The 19,036-nt window shown below is 33.0% G+C and carries 16 protein-coding genes; 11 read left to right on the top strand and 5 right to left on the bottom strand.

The features are described from left to right. Positions 1-533 precede the first annotated feature (533 nt). Complete coding sequence (locus GMC_RS20955) at positions 534-3,851, top strand: Ig-like domain-containing protein (RefSeq protein ID WP_010523528.1); 3,318 nt, start codon at positions 534-536, stop codon at positions 3,849-3,851. 258 nt (positions 3,852-4,109) lie between these two features. On the opposite strand, the gene smpB is transcribed toward GMC_RS20955, so the two are convergent. Beyond that, complete coding sequence (smpB, locus tag GMC_RS0118390; protein ID WP_010523527.1) at positions 4,110-4,574, bottom strand: SsrA-binding protein SmpB; 465 nt, start codon at positions 4,572-4,574, stop codon at positions 4,110-4,112. Between the two features lie 376 nt (positions 4,575-4,950). Beyond that, positions 4,951-7,536 (bottom strand): ATP-dependent chaperone ClpB, encoded by a 2,586-nt coding sequence (gene clpB / locus GMC_RS0118385; RefSeq protein WP_010523526.1) that lies wholly within the window; start codon positions 7,534-7,536, stop codon positions 4,951-4,953. A gap of 197 nt (positions 7,537-7,733) precedes the next feature. Between clpB and ytxJ the strand changes: the two genes are divergently transcribed. After that, positions 7,734-8,138 (top strand): bacillithiol system redox-active protein YtxJ, encoded by a 405-nt coding sequence (ytxJ, locus tag GMC_RS0118380; RefSeq protein ID WP_010523525.1) that lies wholly within the window; start codon positions 7,734-7,736, stop codon positions 8,136-8,138. A gap of 271 nt (positions 8,139-8,409) precedes the next feature. Here the strand turns inward: ytxJ and GMC_RS0118375 are convergent, their stop codons facing one another. Together GMC_RS0118375 and GMC_RS0118370 are read right to left on the bottom strand one after the other, a co-directional pair. After that, positions 8,410-8,976, bottom strand: coding sequence for a pseudouridine synthase (locus GMC_RS0118375; RefSeq protein ID WP_010523524.1), 567 nt, complete (start codon positions 8,974-8,976; stop codon positions 8,410-8,412). A 129-nt stretch (positions 8,977-9,105) separates the two neighbouring features. Continuing rightward, positions 9,106-9,981, bottom strand: coding sequence for a sterol desaturase family protein (locus GMC_RS0118370; protein WP_010523523.1), 876 nt, complete (start codon positions 9,979-9,981; stop codon positions 9,106-9,108). A gap of 273 nt (positions 9,982-10,254) precedes the next feature. Between GMC_RS0118370 and GMC_RS0118365 the strand changes: the two genes are divergently transcribed. The 9 genes from GMC_RS0118365 (at position 10,255) to GMC_RS0118325 (ending at position 17,296) form a co-directional block, all read left to right on the top strand. Next, entirely contained in the window at positions 10,255-11,043 is a 789-nt protein-coding gene (locus GMC_RS0118365) for a tRNA pseudouridine synthase A (protein WP_029489918.1), read from the top strand. 1 nt (position 11,044) lies between these two features. After that, positions 11,045-11,683 carry an MOSC domain-containing protein gene (locus GMC_RS0118360; RefSeq protein WP_238528044.1) on the top strand — a complete coding sequence of 213 codons (639 nt, stop codon included), beginning with the start codon at positions 11,045-11,047 and terminating at the stop codon, positions 11,681-11,683. A 106-nt stretch (positions 11,684-11,789) separates the two neighbouring features. Further along, a complete protein-coding gene (locus GMC_RS0118355) occupies positions 11,790-12,248 on the top strand; it encodes a tRNA (cytidine(34)-2'-O)-methyltransferase (protein WP_010523520.1) in 459 nt (152 codons plus the stop codon). Between the two features lie 79 nt (positions 12,249-12,327). Then, positions 12,328-12,696 carry a DUF2200 domain-containing protein gene (locus tag GMC_RS0118350; RefSeq protein WP_010523519.1) on the top strand — a complete coding sequence of 123 codons (369 nt, stop codon included), beginning with the start codon at positions 12,328-12,330 and terminating at the stop codon, positions 12,694-12,696. Between the two features lie 116 nt (positions 12,697-12,812). Next, positions 12,813-13,148 (top strand): avidin-fold protein, encoded by a 336-nt coding sequence (locus GMC_RS0118345; protein WP_010523518.1) that lies wholly within the window; start codon positions 12,813-12,815, stop codon positions 13,146-13,148. A 265-nt stretch (positions 13,149-13,413) separates the two neighbouring features. Continuing rightward, entirely contained in the window at positions 13,414-14,001 is a 588-nt protein-coding gene (locus GMC_RS0118340) for an AAA family ATPase (RefSeq protein WP_010523517.1), read from the top strand. After that, a complete protein-coding gene (locus GMC_RS0118335; protein ID WP_010523516.1) occupies positions 13,998-15,893 on the top strand; it encodes a RecQ family ATP-dependent DNA helicase in 1,896 nt (631 codons plus the stop codon). The genes GMC_RS0118340 and GMC_RS0118335 overlap by 4 nt, the downstream gene beginning before the upstream one ends. Before the next feature lie 2 nt (positions 15,894-15,895). Beyond that, on the top strand, positions 15,896-16,840 hold the full coding sequence (fmt, locus tag GMC_RS0118330) for a methionyl-tRNA formyltransferase (protein WP_029489915.1): 945 nt from the start codon (positions 15,896-15,898) through the stop codon (positions 16,838-16,840). Between the two features lie 183 nt (positions 16,841-17,023). Continuing rightward, positions 17,024-17,296 carry an HU family DNA-binding protein gene (locus GMC_RS0118325; RefSeq protein ID WP_010523514.1) on the top strand — a complete coding sequence of 91 codons (273 nt, stop codon included), beginning with the start codon at positions 17,024-17,026 and terminating at the stop codon, positions 17,294-17,296. A 52-nt stretch (positions 17,297-17,348) separates the two neighbouring features. Here GMC_RS0118325 and GMC_RS20950 read toward each other — a convergent pair whose 3' ends face one another. After that, a complete protein-coding gene (locus GMC_RS20950) occupies positions 17,349-18,947 on the bottom strand; it encodes a PAS domain-containing sensor histidine kinase (protein ID WP_010523513.1) in 1,599 nt (532 codons plus the stop codon). Positions 18,948-19,036 lie beyond the last annotated feature (89 nt).

The raw sequence follows: 19,036 nt of genomic DNA, 5'->3' as shown, positions 1-19,036 counted from the left end.
GGACACTAAGCAGATATACATTATTATTAATAATCTTTCACGATTTTCTATATTCTTAATTGGAGTTAAATATTTAAACTTGATTTTAAATTTCACCAATCAAGCGTTTTCAAAAGTATTATCTGATCATCTCTTCTTATTTAAGCTAATAAATACGGTATAAAATAATTTAACTACAATAAATTCTTAAGAGCATGAGAAATGAACGGTTGAATCACGCTAAAAAATTCTTTGAGCTCTTCATAGGTTATAATGCTTAGATTTTTCTTACAAAAAAATAAAAACTTTACGGACTACATTTGAAATAGGTAATTGACAATAATTATCAGAATAATCTGTAGGTATAAGTATTTGTAAATTTAAGCTAAATCGTACTCAATTTGATTAAATGTAAAAATACTCATTGAGTTAGTTCAAATGCTTTGACACTATTTATTTATTTAAAGTTTTGAGCCATTTTCATGAAGAAAAGTAATAATTAAACAAGATCGTTATAAAAAAAAAGCTACTTACTCAAAATTAAAACTAGAATTATGAAAATTAACTTAAACAGGCCTTTAGGTGTTGTTTTATCATTATTTGCATGGCAATATGCCACAGCACAAAATGCAAATGTGGATGTAAATTTAAATATTAAACATTCAGTGGGCGGAGTGTCAGACTTTGGTCGTGAACGTCACATTACGCTTCATGCCTCGTTAGCAGAAACTGATTGGATTGGCGAAGAAGATAAGATTGAATATTTATTAAACGATCTTGATGTATACCTAGGTAGAGACAATGGTTCTGCGTCATGGAAATTTCAAGCTACTCCAGGTGATCCAAATCGTTTGAATAAGCCAGATATTGAAGAATTACAAAATTTTGGTGCTTGGTGGATGACTGAATATGAAAAGATTACTGAAGATGTTGCAAAATACAAAGATCGTTCAAAAGGAATGATTATGGGAACCAATCCGCACCCGACCTACCCAACACTTGATTATAATTATATTAGTGGGGGTGATGGACCACAATGGATTCCGCAGGATATTGAAACATCTGCAGAATGGATGGTGGAATATCTGGATCATTTCTTTACAGATTCCGCTGCAAATGGGGGGGAATTATTACCTGAATACTGGGAAGTTATTAATGAGCCCGATATGCTGATGAATACAGGGGAGTTTATGGTAACAAGCTGGGAGGATTTATGGGAATATCACAATTTGGTAGCCAAAGGAATCAGGGAACGAATGGGAAGTAAAGCGCCTAAAATTGGAGGTATGACATGGGGGTTGCATGATTTTTTTAATGACGATTTAAACAGATTTAGAACCGTAGGTTATACAGATACTTTTTATGGCAATACCGCGGAGGATGAAATTGCAAAAGCGCACGCTAGAAAGCAAACCGAATCTAAATATTTAAATGTTACCGGACCTTGGACACAGTGGGATGTGCTTTGGAAAGGTTTTATGGACAATGCTGGTGAAAATATGGATTTTTATGCCGTTCACGTATATGATTGGCCTGATTATGATGCGGATGGAGCAGCGCAAGCCAATAGAACAGGAGGACATACGGAGGCGATGTTGGAAATGATTGAATGGTATGATGTGTACAAAAACGGGAAAGAAAACAGAAAGCCGATTATCATATCTGAGTATGGCGCAGTACAAGGTTTATGGGAGCCATTACCACATCAAAGACGCTATGATTGGGAAAATATAAAACCATTTAGCGCTATGATGATGCAGTTTTTAGAACGTCCAGATTATATTCAAAAGACGTTACCTTTTACTCCCGTAAAAGCGGAATGGTGGAAAGCAGGAACAGGCTTCGATTACCATTACAGAATGATGGAGCAGGACGGTGATGATTGGGTTTGGACGGATTTTATTAAATGGTATCAACTATGGGCTGAAGTAGAAGGAACTAGAGTTGATACAAAATCTACAGATCCTGATATTCAGGTAGATTGTTATATTGACGGAAATATAGCCTATTTAATTTTAAATAATCTTGAGGAGGATGAAACGAATATTATTTTAAACTTTTTTGATGATTCTTCAAATAGCATTACCAAAGTATCTACAAAACATTTGTTTTTACAAGGAGAACAGGATATAACTTTATCTCAAAATAGTTCAAGCGAAGCGCCTTCATCAGTAAAATTAGCAGGTGATGGTACCATGATTTTAAAATATGAATTTGCAAGTCCTGTGTTAATTGATGAAACTTCAGTGGAGTCAAAATATTTTGGAGAAAGTGTGAGTGGAGGAACTGAGCCTCATAGGATTGAAATTGAAGATGGTGATAATACTTTTCAAATTAATGGAGTAAACGTTCCAGCTAATGCTGAAGCCATGCTGAAAATTACCGGAGCTTTGTTTGATGATGATGATGATAAAGAAGGGTTTCTATCGATTACTAAGCTAACGGTTAACGGTCAAGAAGTTCCAACACCCTTGGATTGGAGGGGCAAAAGGCAAAACAATAAAGGGCGTTATTTTGGAACACTTGAAATACCTATACCTAGTAGTGTTTTGAAGGATGATAATACTTTTGTAGTTGATTTCAAGCATTTTGGCGAAATTACTGTAGCAAATTTAGTTGTTTGGGATTTTAGTAAGGCTCCAGGAAGAACTACTGAGGTGGAAGTACCTGCTAATACAGCAGTAACAGGTATTGGTATTACAGTAGAAGCGGCAACTGTTGAAAAATCACAGCTATTGGAATTAAGTACGTTAATTACACCTGCAGATGCATCTGATAAATCAGTTGCCTGGAGTTCAAACAATACCAATGTAGCTACTGTTGATTCGTCAGGTGTGGTAAAAGGAATAGCTGAAGGGATTGCAACAATAACAGTAACATCTATTGATGGAAATTATACGGCAACAAGTGAAATTACAGTAGTTTCTACCCCTGTAAGTGTTACAAAAGTAAGGCTTACGCCAGAAAGTGAAACTATTGAAGTTGACTCAAATTTAACAGTAACAGCTGTTGTAAAGCCTTCAAATGCTTCAAATAAAAATGTAAGCTGGACATCAAGCAATCCAAGTGTGGCAACAGTGAGTACTGCTGGATTGGTTACTGCTCTAAAAATTGGCGAAACTACTATAACAGCAACATCTGCAGATGGAGATTTTGTAGCAACTTCAGAAATAAAAGTAGTAAAACCGCTTATTGAAGGAGGTCTGATTTTACAAGCTGAAGACTTTACAAACACTAGTGGTACTTTTGACGATGAAACTGTACCTTTAGGGGTTAATTTAGAGCCTGGAGTAGGAATTAACTACGTAAATACTCAGGACTGGGTTGATTATACGATAAACGTTCCAGAAGGAGGGGAGTATAGTATAAATTACTTTATTGCTACTGAAAATAATCAAACTGAAATTACTATGCTGATCGATGGTGTAGAAGTTGCTGTAGACGCTGTTCCTAATAATAGTAGCTGGACTCAATTCAAATTATTAACAGCTGCTAATAAAGTAAATTTAACCAAAGGAAGTCATGACGTTCGTATAATAGCATCAAGTGCTACCGATTGGCAGTGGAACTTGGACAAAATTGTATTTACAACTGATGATCCTACATTAAGCAATGAAGATTTTTTTATTGATGCAAATGGAAATTTAGGACAAGTTTTCCCTGTACCTGCGTCAGAAATTATAAATGTTAACTTAGGAGTGGTGTCATCCGATATATCTGTTGCATTAGTAAGCCTTGATGGTTCAATTATACTTTCAGAAACGTACAAGAAAGATTTTAAATTTGATGTAAGTAAGATAAGTTCTGGTATTTACTTTATAGTGGTAAAGGATGAAGAAACATCTTTTAGTAAAACTGTAATTGTAAATTAAATAGGGCTTTGTAAACTATAATTAGATAAAATATTTATCTTTTTGTTCATTTTAAAAACACCTTAAAATCTCAATTTTTAAGGTGTTTTTTTTGTATTCATTAATCATACTAAGGCTGATCGTATATTAAAAAGTTATCAGTTGCTTTATTAGATCATTTAATATACGCTATCGTTAACGTTTACAGCTTTAATTAAAAGCATCAAAAGCTGTTTGCTATTCTATTGATTATTTATGTTGAAGTAAAATCAAGAGCTTTTAAAAGTTTTTTTTCACGCGGGCCAGTTCTCTTTTATTATCGCGATCCTTAATAGTTTCTCGTTTATCGTGTATTTTTTTACCTTTTGCTAATGCAACACGTACTTTTGCATATCCATTTTCGGTAATAAAAACCTTTAGTGGAACAATGGTTAACCCTTTAATATTTACTTCTTTTTCAAGTTTTTTAAGTTCTTTCTTGTTTAGTAATAATTTACGCTCTGATTTGGGCGCATGATTGAAATAGGTGGCATGCGAATATTCTTGAATAGTCATGTTAATTACAAAAAGTTCCCCACGGTCATTGAATTCACAAAAACTTTCTGCAATACTTGCCTTACCTTCTCTAATTGATTTTATTTCGGTACCACGCAAAACAATTCCAGCAGTATAAATATCAAGTATTTCGTATTCAAACTTTGCTTTCTTATTTAAAATATTTACGCTGTTATTATTTTTTTTCATAATAGATGTAAAAATACATAGAATTTGTAATTCTTATTTTTTTATTTAACATAAGTTTTGCTTAGACCAGTTCTGATTTAAAATCACTCAAATAATAATTCGGAATTTTTTGTTTTGACGATAAAAATGTATGAGCCAAGTTAGCTATAGTTTGGTTTTATTTTGTAGCATCAAACGAATAAGAAGCATTTTGAATAGGAAATTTGATGTCATAAACGGAATTATACTATAGCTTTTGCGGTATGTGGGAGAAAATGATAATAAAATAGCGCCCGTGTTTAACAAAACACGAGCGCCATAAACCAACTAACTAACTTAAAACTAATCTCAACAATAAGATATTATCAACCATCATGCCAAAAAATTATGTTAGATGTTAATCTTTATTTCTAAAAACAATTTTATGATCAAAAGTATCAATCAAAATGACACTATCAGTAGTAACACTTCCGTTCAAAATTTGTTTAGACAATTCATTTAAAACTAATTTTTGAATTGTTCGTTTAACTGGCCTAGCTCCAAATTCAGGCTCAAAACCTTTATTAGCAATAAATAATTTGGCTTCATTGGTGGCATCAATAACAATGCCTTGTTGTGAAACCATTTTAGTAACACCTTTTAATTGAATATCAACAATTTGTAAAATATCTTGTTGGGTCAACGGACTAAACATTACAATATCGTCAATTCTATTTAAAAATTCAGGTCTTAACTGCTGCTTGAGTAATCCTAATACTTCAGTTTTTGCTGCTTCATTGGCCGTTTCAGTATCTTTTAACGTGTCAAATTTTTCTTGAATTATATGACTTCCCATATTTGAAGTCATGATAATAATGGTGTTTCTAAAATCTGCCGTCCGCCCTTTGTTATCCGTTAATCTCCCTTCATCCAAAACTTGCAGCAAAATATTAAACGTATCCGGATGCGCTTTTTCAATTTCATCGAGTAGTACTACCGAATACGGTTTTCTTCTAACAGCTTCAGTAAGTTGTCCACCTTCATCATAACCAACATATCCAGGAGGTGCACCTAATAGTCTGCTTACCGAATGACGTTCTTGATATTCACTCATATCAATTCGGGTCATGGCATTATCATCATTAAACAAGTAGTTTGCTAAAGCCTTGGCTAATTCGGTTTTTCCCACTCCGGTGGTTCCTAAAAATAAAAATGATCCAATAGGTTTATTTGGATTTTGTAATCCAGCTCGGCTTCTTCGAACGGCATCACTTACTGCTTCAATAGCATGGTGCTGACCAACTACTTGTTTATGCAATTCGCTTTCTAAATGCAGTAATTTTTCACGATCACTTTGAAGCATTTTTGTTACAGGAATCCCTGTCCACTTAGCAACAACTTCAGCAATATCCTCATGAGTTACATCCTCTTTAATTAAGGAAGATTCTGTACGGGTATCCAGCGTATTTTGCAATTCATTAAGTTGTTCTTGAACCTCTTTGATTTTGCCGTAACGTAATTCAGCTACCTTTCCGTAGTTACCATTGCGTTCCGCTCGATCCGCCTCAATATTTAATTCTTCAATTTGCTGTTTGCATTGTTGAATAGTGTCTACCACTTCTTTCTCGCTACTCCATTTGGTGTAAATACCGTTGCGTTCTTCTTTTAAATTAGCCAATTCGGCGTTTAAACCTTTTAGTTTTTCATTATCATTTTCTCTTTTTATGGCCTCAATTTCAATTTCAAGTTGCATCACTTTTCGGTCTAACACATCGAGTTCAACTGGTTTGGAGTTAATTTCCATTCGTAATTTTGAAGCCGCTTCATCCATAAGGTCAATTGCTTTATCCGGCAAAAATCGATTGGAAATATAACGTTGTGAAAGTTCTACTGCGGCTATAATAGCTTCATCCAGAATGCGCACTTTGTGGTGGGTTTCATATTTGTCTTTTATACCTCGTAAAATGGAAATAGCACTTTCGGTATCTGGTTCATCAACAATTACTTTTTGGAATCGACGTTCAAGTGCTTTGTCTTTTTCAAAATACTTCTGGTATTCATCCAAGGTGGTAGCTCCAATAGCTCTGAGTTCGCCCCTGGCCAACGCAGGTTTTAAAATATTAGCAGCATCCATAGCGCCTTGACCTCCACCAGCTCCTACAAGCGTGTGTATTTCATCAATAAAAAGAATTATATTTCCATCAGATGATGTTACTTCCTTTACTACTGATTTGAGTCGTTCTTCAAATTCACCCTTATATTTTGCACCAGCAATTAAAGCACCCATGTCTAATGAAAATAATTGCTTTTCTTTAAGGTTTTCAGGGACATCACCAGCCACAATTCTATGTGCAAGGCCTTCTGCAATAGCAGTTTTACCCGTGCCAGGTTCCCCTACTAACATAGGATTGTTTTTTGTTCTACGGGAAAGAATTTGAAGTACTCGACGTATTTCATCATCACGACCAATAACAGGATCTAATTTTCCAGTTTCAGCAAGCTCATTTAAATTTTTGGCAAATTTATTAAGTGATTGGTAGGTGTCTTCGGCGCTTTGCGAAGTCACACGCTCTCCATTGCGCACTTGCTCAATAGCAGTATTAAGTGCTTTTTTAGTAACCCCTTGATCCTTTAAAATTTGTGCAATTTTACTTTTAGAACTAAAAATAGCTAGCAATAAGTGTTCAATAGAAACATACTCATCATTCATTTTTTTAGCAAGCGTACTAGCTTCCAAAAGAGTCGTATTTGCAGTACTGCTTAATTGCAATTGACCACCTTCAACCTTTGGGAAACTCTGTAAAGTGCTATCCAAAATCTGATTTAATAGTTGCTGGTTTACTTGTAGTTTTTTTAATAAGTAAGGCAATACATTTTCGTCAACTTCACTGATTCCTTTATAAATATGTTCATTTTCTATTTGCTGATGACCAAAGCCTTGTGCAATCTGTTGCGATTGTTGAATGGCTTCTTGCGATTTTATAGTATAATTATTAAAATTCATAGTTTTTTATGTTTTCTCAACCTTATTCAATTGTTGTGCCTAGTATATTTAAATGTCATAATGTCTATATTTAGCGTATTTCAACTGACTTTTTGTCTTTTTTTAGTTTTAAAATTCCACTTTTTTATTTAACTATTAAAGTTTACAAATTGTAAGAAACGTATTTTTTTACGACTTTTGAATCAAATAAATGTATTATGGGATTATTTAGTAGATCAAAAGATAAGAAAGCAAAAGAACCTAAAAAGCAATTTCCTTGGATTCCTTTAACTGAAATGTCTCAATTAGATGAAATTAAAGAGAAATCAAAGTCAAAGCCACAAGTTATTTTTAAACATTCAACGCGATGTGGAATCAGTAGTATGGTTATAAAACAGTTTGAAGCTACTTATAGTTTAGAAGATCAAGTGGATATTTACTATTTGGATTTGTTAAATTTTAGACCTATTTCATTAAAAATTGCTGAAAAATTTAGTGTAATGCACCAGTCACCCCAGCTAATTGCTTTAAAAAATGGCGAGGTGGTAGGACATTCTTCTCATCATGATATTAGTGCTGCTAGTTTGGAAAAAATTAGTATAAAATTTTTATATTTTTTTTAAAATAACAGAATTAAAATAAAAATGGGTAACATTAGAAAAATGTTACCATTTTTATTTTAATCATTATACTGTTTGCAACATTAATTTTGATTTAATTTGAGCAAATTAATATTAGAACCAGTGTAAGTCTACTAAAACTTTGCAGTAATTTATTTATAAATTTTACATTTTATAAAGGTAATAACAGGATCGTTTACTGTTGTTGGTTAGTTAATGAAACGAGTATTAACCCTCTGTATTTATCAGTAAATTGTTAAATATGCTATAACTTTTATAGTATTTCCAATGGTGATTGCATTAAAGGAATGACTTCCCCAGATTGCATTGTTTTAATGCGTACATTCCCTACGCGCACTCTGACCAAACGCAGGGTAGGAAAACCTACCGCCGAAGTCATTTTACGTACCTGTCTAAATTTGCCTTCAGTAAGCGTTACTGAAATCCATGTAACGGGACCGTGTCGTGCATCTCTAATTTTTTTCTCCCGCAAGGGTAATACAGGTTCCGCCTTAAGTAGATTCACTTTACAAGGTTTAGTTTGATATTTTATGCCGTTAAAGCCTATTTCAACACCGTTTTGTAATTTTTTTATGGCTTGAGCCGAAATTGCACCGTCGACCAGGGCATAGTATTCCTTTTCGTACGCACTACTATTAATAGCATTACTAATTTTTCCATTGGTGGTAATAAATAATAAACCTTCAGATTTTTCATCTAGTCTTCCCACGGACATTACATGTTCAGGAAAATTGTAAAGGGTTCCCAAAAGTTTTTTTTGTGCTTTTTTTGGACCATTATTTACAAACTGGCTTAGGTAGCCATAGGGTTTGTAAATCATAAAATGATGGTGCTTTTTTGTTGCGTTTGTATACATGGATTACTTCTGCGAAAGCATAAAAGTACTTTTAATTTTATATTTATTTCTTGTTTGCAAAAAATAAGAGTAAGCAGGCAAGTTTAACCACAACTATTTTGATCTTTTAAAAATGCCATACGCCGCTTGATCAGTAAAACTTTTTGGGAATTTATGATCTCCCTTAAAACCAATTTCAATAGTGCCGCTGTTTTCTGGGATGTAGTTGGTTTTAAAAATGTAATCCCACAAGCTTAAGCTGATACCAAAATTAACTCCATAAGTCCCTTTAGGCAGTTTGTATGCGTGATGATACAAATGCATTACAGGATTGTTCAACACATATTTTAAAGGTCCCCAAGTAATTTTTATGTTTGCGTGATTGAAATGTCCAATAGCAATAGCAATAAAATGGACAATATAGGCCTGTTCGGGTTCAAAACCCCCTAAGAGCATTACAGCAAATGTTTTTAAGGGCTTGTACAATATATTTTCCATCCAATGGTAACGTAAATGAGCAGCAAATCCCATTTCCTTTACACTGTGGTGCACTTTGTGGAATTTCCATAAAAAATGATATTTGTGTAATAGCGTATGTGTAAACCACTGAAAAAAATCGAGTATTACAAAAAATACAAGTAATTGCAACCCTAAAGGCCAATTAGAAATAGGAATAACACTTAACGAATTTATGTGAATGCCAAGGTTTGCAAAACCACTTTCAATAACTTTGTAAAAACCATTGATAATAATGGCAAAAACAAAAAAATTGAAAAACATGTAAAAAGCATCTAACCAAAAATCTTTCCTGAAAATAGCTTGATTTTTGCGCCATGGAAATAAAATTTCAATACCCCAAACCAATAATGAAATTAACACTAATCCCCAAAAATAGTTGGAGTACCAAGGCACTGAAAAAGTAATACAATTCCATACCCAATTTATGGTATTCAAGCTGGCAGTTGTAAAAGTTTTAAAAACCTGAAGCATAATTACAATGGATTTTCTATAAAATTAATGAATTTTAAATTTAGTCGCTATAACCAAGTTTACCTAATACCGAAAAGCATACAAATTTTACAGCTGATACTTTTTTAGTCTATTGCTTTCGCAAGAAGAAATACTAATGTTGCGAGAATTAAGGGGTTTGGATTTTGAAAGTTATACTAGAATAGTTGTTATTTAAATTTGAAGACTTTTTAAAGCAAAAAAATTGTGTGGTAAAGATTTTCATTAAGCAAGGACTACTTATTTTTGTTGGGTATGATGAGAAAGCGCTATTTTTATTTGATAGAGATTCAATATTTAGGATTTCGATACCACGGCTGGCAAAAACAGCCTGAAGTGAATACCATTCAACGTATGCTGGAAAGGACATTAAAATATGTGTTGGACAATGGCGTTAAATTCAAAACACTTTCCGTAGGCAGGACGGATGCTATGGTTTCCGCAAGACAATCATACGTTGAGTTATTTGTTGATGACTTTGAACTGGATTTGGAGGCATTTTTTCCATTACTCAACTTAAATTTACCTCCTGATATTCGTGCACTAGGTATTAAAGAAACCACTAAGGATTTTAATATCATTCAGCATCCAAAGGTTAAAGAATATCAGTATTTGTTTGCGGTAGGTAAAAAGTTCCATCCTTTTTGTGCACCATTTATGGTTAATATTCAGCAGGAATTAAATATTCCTTTAATGCAACAGGCAGCAAAATTATTTGAGGGAACACATGATTTTTGGTCTTACGCACACAGATCAAATGAAAACACCATAACTAAAGGAAACATTACTCATTGTTGCCTCACAAAAAATGAGGTATACAAAGCAAATTTTTTTCCAGAAAACACTTATATTTTAATTGTTAAGGGTGCAGGATTTAAGCGCAATCAAATTCGGTTAATGATGGGCGTATTGTTTGATTTGGGAAAAGGAAAAATAGATATTGATTTTGTAAAACGTACTTTAAATCCTAAAATACACAGAATAAAATTAGAACATATTGCTCAAGCATCAGGCTTGTTTTTAAATAAGGTTACATTTGAATAGAATGATGAAAATTATAGCAACAAACATAGGTAAGGTAACTGAAATAAATTACAAGGGAAAAATAGTAAAAACAGGTATTTATAAAAAATCAGTAGTTAGTGGTATTTTTTTGGGAACCGAAGATGTAGATGATGACCATGTGGTGGACAGGCGTTTCCACGGAGGTGTAGACAAAGCCTGCTATTTGTATAGCGCCGATTTTTACACTTATTGGAAAGCTTTATATCCTAACTTGGAGTGGGAATACGGTATGTTTGGAGAAAATTTGACAGTTAAAGGTTTAAATGAGCAAGAAATTTTTGTAGGTAATCAGTACAAAATAGGGGAGGCAAAAGTAGAAATTTCACAACCAAGGCAACCATGCTTTAAATTTGGTCATAAAATGGGGGATTCCGGAATTTTAAAGCAATTTATCAACACCACTTTTTCAGGAATATACGTGCGCGTACTACAAAAGGGAATGGTTAAGCCAGAAGATAAAATGCAATTACTTGTTGAAAAGTCTAATAACCCCACCATAGCCGAAGTTTTTTATTGCCTGTATCAACCCGAACTGAAACGCTCGGTACTTAATAAAATTATAGACTGTAAAGAATTAGCAGAAAGTTCAAGAAAACAAATAAAAGGTAGATTAGGTTAGGTGTCAATTTCAAAGAATTCAAGTTTGAATAAAAATAAAGTATACTAATACCATTTTTTCTTATTTTCACCAAAAACCAATTACTAAGAGCTAACCCAAACGTGATATGATAAACATTGTCCTTATTCATCCCGAAATACCTAATAATACAGGGAATATAGGTCGTTTGTGTGTGGGTACTAATTGTCACTTACATTTGGTACATCCGCTGGGATTTGAAATCACTGATAAAAACCTAAAGCGATCAGGATTGGATTACTGGCCAGAGTTGCAAGTGACCGAATACAAAAATTTTGAAGCGTGGAAAGCACAAATTAAGGATGCCAGTAGGGTATTTTTGTTTACTTCAAACACAGAAAAAAGTTTTTTAGCGCCAAAATATAAAGAGGGAGATTGGTTGGTTTTTGGAAGAGAATCTAAAGGGTTAGAGCCTGAAATATTGGCACTTTACAACAATCATGTATCAATCCCGAGTACAGGAAAAGTGCGTAGTTTTAACATAGCCAATGCAGTAAGTTTTGCTATAGGCGAAGCTTTAAAACAAATTAATGGGTTTCAGTTTTAGGCAAAGGTGTGGGCACCAAATAGTATGATTTATTTGTGGTAACACCAAATCATAACTAAAATTTGTAAATTGAAATACTATGGAAGTAACCGCTGCAAAAAACAAAAAAATAGAAGCAATGACTTTTGCCTCTGTGTATCCGCATTACGTTGCTAAGGTAATCAAAAAAGGCAGGACGGAGGCGGAATTAATTCAAGTTATTGAGTGGTTAACAGGATTTAATGCTACTAACATTAATAAATGTATTAAGGAAAAATGGACTTTTAAAGTTTTTTTTGAACGCGCAAATATTCATCCAAAGGCACACTTAATTACAGGTACCATATGCGGTTACCGAATTGAAACCATCAGCGATGAATTTAAAGTATACAAGCAATGCAGATACTTGGATAAATTGGTTGATGAACTAGCAAAAAACCGTAAAATAGAGAAAATTTTTAGGGAGTAGGTTGGGATTATGTATTTTAATATTTATTCTAAATTTTTTTAGAACTTAGTTTAGAAGTAAGTAATCAAAATATAACATCATTTTTACCTATAAAGGAACCAAATTTAAAAATTTAAATGGACTTAGATAACAAAAAAATTGTGACTGTTAAAAATGAAAATGGATTGTCATCAGATAAAACAATTTTTCATTATTTTCAAAAAGGAAAAACTATTACTGCAAAATATAAAGGAGGTTGCGTGTTAGAAGGATTTATAATAGGGAAAGAATTGCAAAGTTCAAAAATTGAACTCTTGTATCAGTGTTTAACAATTGAAGGAGAGTTGAAAGCAGGTAGGTCAGAAGGTGTGGTTTCGAAAACGACTGACGGAAAATTAAAGCTAAATTTTGACTGGAATTGGTTAAATGGTGATTTGTCTGGTGGGAAATCTGAATATATAGAAATTGATTGAGCGTATTTGGATATTCATTCGTTTCAGTGAATCAGTTTATTTTTAATAATAATGGTTATTAGATTAAGTGTTATTTACAAAAGACACAAGAAGATTGTTTTGAATCGATTTTTTACATTCACCTAAATGGATAAAAACTAGTAGGCCTCAAATATCTTTTGTAGGGCTTAAAATCTTCAATAAAAAATCAAATAGTTATTTTTGGAATTTAAAATCATAACCGGAAGTATAACAGATTTTAAGACATTTTTTAAAAGTGTCAAAGGTGAATAGTTTTCATTTCAAAGAAATTATTCTGAAATTAGCAAAAAAACACGTGCCGAGCAAAAGAATAGTTTTATCAGGAGGACCTAGTTCAGGAAAAACGACATTAATCAATGAGTTAAAAAATCAGGGTTACTATTGTTTACATGAAGTTTCTAGAGAATTAATTCGCGAAGCGCAAAAAAAAGGAATTGAACAACCTTTTTTGACACACCCAGAAGCTTTTAATGAGGAAATTTTAAAGAGTAGGCTCCTTCAGTTTAACGCAGCTAATAATACTGAACAATCACTGAGCTTTTATGATAGAGGATTACATGATGTAGTGGCATATATGAATTATGCAAATCAGTCCGTTCCAACAAATTTTTCTTCAATTTGTATGAAAAATAAATATGATTTGGTTTTTTTACTTCCGCCATGGAACGAAATTTATACTCAAGATCAGGAGCGCTATGAAACCTATGAACAAGCTAAAAGTGTTTACCAATTTTTAAAAAATACGTACAGCAATTATGGGCATTATATTATTGAAGTGCCATTTGGAACGGTAGCCGACCGAATATCTTTTATTTTAGCACATTGTAAATGATAACTCCAGAGCAAATACTTAAAAAATTTTGGGGTTATGATCGTTTTCGACCAAAACAACTTGAAATCATACAATCAGTAATTGACAAAAAGGATACCTTAGTCCTTATGCCGACCGGAGGCGGGAAGTCAATTTGTTATCAAGTTCCCGCATTAATAAGTAACGGTATTTGTTTGGTGATTTCGCCTTTAGTAGCATTAATGCAAGATCAAGTATCACATTTAAAGGAAAGAGGCATAAAGGCAATGTCTTTAGCCAGTGGCACTTCTTTTTCGGATTTGGATGTGTTACTGGATAATTGTATTCATGGAAATTACAAATTTTTATACGTTTCACCGGAACGTTTGCAACAAGAAATTGTTAAAGAGCGTATTCAAAAAATGAATGTATCCTTAATTGCTGTTGACGAAGCACATTGTATTTCGCAATGGGGTCATGATTTTAGACCTGCTTATTTACAGCTAAATAAAGTGCGTGAGTTGGTGCCAAATACGCCCGTAATTGCTTTGACTGCTACAGCAACAAAAACTGTGCAGCAAGACATTATTGAACAGTTAGCATTTAAAACTCCCAACTTTTTTAAAACTTCATACCAACGTCGTAATTTGAGTTATGGGATCTACAAAACTAGCGACAAAAAGCATATTTTATTACAAATAGTAAACAGACAAAAGGGAGCGACTATTGTGTATGTGCCCCGAAGAAAATCTACCGAAAAAATAGCTGCTTACCTTTCAGAAAACCATATCCGTGCAGTTACTTACCATGGGGGGCTTCACTCAAAAACAAAACAATCAAATTTTAAATTGTGGGTTAATAATGAAGTACAAGTAATGGTAGCAACTAATGCCTTTGGAATGGGGATTGATAAACCAGACGTTCGCACGGTAGTGCACATGCATATCCCCCAAAGTATCGAAAGTTATTTTCAAGAAGCAGGAAGAGCGGGAAGAGATGGAAAACCAGCTTTTGCACTTTTATTGCAAACAGGCAATGCAGTCCAAAAGCTAAAAGATCAGTATTTAGCGCAAACTCCTGATATTGAATTTATAAAATTTGTATACCGAAAATTATCTAGTTATTTGCAAATTAGTTATGGCGAAGGAGAAGAAACGCCCTATTATATTGAGTTTTCAAAGTTTTGTGAACGTTACCAACTATCAAAGTCCAAAGTATATGCTACATTTAAAATTTTAGATAAAAATGGAATATTAAGTTTTACCGAAGTATTTAAAGAAGCTATCGAAATTCAAATTTTAATTTCGATAAGTACACTGAACAATTTCATTGATCAAAACCCAACTTTTGAAGCCTTGTTTAGTCAAATTGGTAGAAATTACCCAGGAGTTTATGTGGAAAGGGTTCAGGTCGATTTAGAAAAAATTTCTCAAGCACTAAAGATATCTTTAAATGAATTGGTAGCAAAACTTAAAAAATTGTCAGATCAGGAGATTTTATATTTTCATAATGAACGTTATGATTGTCAATTAGTGTATTTACAACCTAGGGAAGATGAACGAGCCATAAATAGTGTATCAAAATTTATAAAAGGACATTTAGCAAATAAATTAAACAAAATAAAAGATGTAATCACTTACGTGGAGAATAACGAAAGATGTAAATCTGTGCAGCTATTAAATTATTTTGGAGAACAATCTGGTGATTGTGGGATATGTTCAGTTTGTACAAAAAGAAATAAAAAAGTAAGTACTACTAATGACCATGCTATTAAGGAGCAGATAAAAAATATACTTTCAGAAAAACCTAAAGATTCGCGTACTATTTTAGCTGATTTGAAATACGCAGAAGTTGACCTTATTCGTATATTGCAAAGTTTATTAAATGAAGGCAACATAGCCATCCAACCTGATAATACCTATAAATTAAATTGAGCATGAAAAACCTAAATATAGTTTTTATGGGCACGCCTGATTTTGCAGTGGCTTCCTTAAAAAGTTTGGTTGAAAATAATTACAATGTAGTAGGAGTAATTACTGCTCCTGACCGACCAGCAGGAAGAGGGCAAAAACTGAAAGCTTCCGCAGTAAAATTGTATGCCGAATCAGTGCAACTGCCAGTTTTTCAGCCTACTAATTTAAAATCTGAAATTTTTTTAGAAGATTTAAAAGCATTGCGAGCAGATTTGCAAATTATTGTAGCATTCAGAATGCTGCCAAAAGTGGTATGGGCCATGCCAAAATTTGGTACATTTAATTTGCACGCTTCATTATTGCCTGAGTATAGGGGCGCAGCTCCAATAAATTGGGCAGTAATTAATGGAGAAACCTTAACGGGAAATACCACATTTTTCATTGATGAGAAAATAGATACAGGGAATATAATTTTGCAACAGCAAATACCAATTTCAGAAATAGAAACAGCAGGGGAGCTGCATGACAAATTAATGAATCAAGGAGCACAATTAGTGCTAGAAACTGTTGATTTGATTGAAAGTGGCAAAGTGAAAACAACTATTCAACCCGAAAGAGAACCTAAAACAGCCTACAAACTAACTAAAGAAAATACCAAAATCAATTGGTCCATTCAAGGACAACAAATTTATAATTTAGTAAGAGGACTGAGTCCTTATCCTTCAGCATGGTGTTTTTTAAACGACAAGAACAAAAAGCAAAAAGTCAAAATTTTAAGTATTTCTTTTGAGAAAAAGCAACACAATGAAACTTATGGTACCATTATAGAAATTGATAAAAAGGTGAAAGTGTTTGTCAATGGAGGATGTATTTTTATAAATAAGATGCAGCTTCCTGGCAAAAAAGCAATGGAAATTAAAGATTTACTTAATGGGTTTTCTTTTGATAAAAACGCGTTTTTTGACTAAAACGGCCCCATTTCAAACGTTTTAAGCAGGGTAAAAGCCTTGCTTTTATTAACAATATTAATGTTTTATTAACAAAAGCCCCTAAAACGTAGGCTACGACTTGTATGAGAGGAAAAAGCATATAAATTTGTGATTGTATAATCGAATTGGATTAAACACTATACTAATTTTAAATCGTTAATTATGAACAAAACAGAATTAATTGAAAGCATGGCTGAAAGTGCAGGTATCACTAAAGCTGCAGCTAAAGTTGCTCTAGAAACTTTCTTAGGTGATGTAGAGAAAACGTTAAAGAAGGGTGACCGTGTATCACTTGTTGGATTTGGATCTTGGTCAGTTTCTGAAAGAGCTGCTAGAGATGGAAGAAATCCGCAAACTGGAAAGACAATTAAAATTGCTGCAAAAAATGTTGTTAAGTTTAAAGCAGGTTCTGAATTATCCGCTTCAGTTAACTAATATTTATTTTTTATTACAAAAAGAGACTGTTCATAATGGCAGTCTCTTTTTTTTAAGAATATTTTGGAAAATACAATTTAAAAGTACTTCCAATTCCTGGTTCAGAATCAACCATAATCCAACCTTTGTGATTCAGCATAATACTTTTACAAATAGATAGGCCAATCCCAGTTCCGGAATATTCATGCTTTCCGTGTAAGCGTTCAAAGGGTTCAAATATTTTTTCAGAATACGAATTATCAAAGCCAATACCGTTATCATTCACTAAAATTTCATGAAACTCTTTTGCTTTAGAAGCATTTTCAAACAAAATTTCATCTTCATCAATAACTGAATATGAAAATTTGATTACAGGATGAACATTTTTTTTGGCATATTTTATACTGTTCTGAATCAAATTTCGAAACAATTGATACAGTAGCGTTTTGTACCCTCTAATCATTGGAAGATCCTCAAAGTAAATTTGGGCATTTGATATTTTAATTTCATCTTCCAAATCTTCAATGGCCTTATTAATTATTATTGGTAATTGACAGTCTTCTTTAGATTCATCAGTATCCTTAGTTGCGGTAAATTCATGTAAAGACTGGATCATGCTGCGCATGCGCTTAGTGGTAGCCATTATTTTATCGAATTGTCCTTTAGCATCTCCCAGCTTATCGTCGGAATCAATAATACGACTAGTAAACATTTGTATTTTTCGGAGTGGTTCTTGCAAATCATGGCTGGCTACTCTATTAAACAACTCCATTTCAGAGTTAATTCTTTCCAATTCTACATTTTTTAGTATCAGCTCTTGTGTCCGTTCAACAACCTTACTTTCTAAGTTTTTATTATGATCCTTAATTTCTTCTTCTATTCGTCTTTGTTCAGTAATATCCCTTGACACTGACAGTAACTGATAAACTCCTTGCTTTTCGTCGTTAACCACTGGTATAACATTAACGTTCCACCATTTAGGAGTACCTTTTGCAGTAGGACAGTAGGCAGTAAATTGAGCAACATCTCCATGAATAGCTTTATCAACTGCCTTTTTAACTATATTTTCATTTCCCTTTCCCCACAAATCCCACCAGTATTTGTCCTCAAACTCTTCAAAATTATCAATTTCCATTTGGCATAAGCCGTTGTAATTCATGAATTTTAGTTTTCCTTCATTATCTAAAATTTTTAAACAATCAGGGCTATTTTCTAAAATGATTTTATTAAAGCTTTCCGTTTGCTTTAGCTTACTAACCATTGGAGCCACTCTGTCGGACACATCTCTAAACGTTAATGCCCATTTACTTAATTGTTGCAATTCAAATATGGGGATAATGTCCAGCTCAAAATCATAAAATTCACCTTCAATTCCATAATTTATTAAGGGAATCCTTTGTGTTTCTATTTTAGTATTACTTAATGTGAGTTCATTTAAAATATAAAAAATTCGTTCAGACTGGGGTAAACTTTTAAAACTTTTTCCTTTAATATCTTTTTCAGAAATATGGAACATATCGCAAAAAACTTTATTTCCGTATTTAATGATTATTTCATCGGAATTTCCAGATATTGCGTCAGTAATTAAAATGCCGTCAATAGTGTTTGAAAAAATATTAATAAATAACTGTGAATTGTCAGTTGACATGTCTGTAATTGAAGTGTTTGACATAAGTATTTTTGAAATCGAATGTATTTTTTTATTTAATTAGGACCTATAATCAACAAACAAATTAGTATTTATCTAACTTATTTGCTCGA

The organism is Aquimarina agarivorans (genome assembly GCF_000218485.1).
GTDB classification, from domain to species: Bacteria; Bacteroidota; Bacteroidia; order Flavobacteriales; family Flavobacteriaceae; genus Aquimarina; species Aquimarina agarivorans.
The sequence above is the reverse complement of the archived record's forward strand: the minus strand, read 5'-3'. Positions and strand labels throughout refer to the sequence as shown.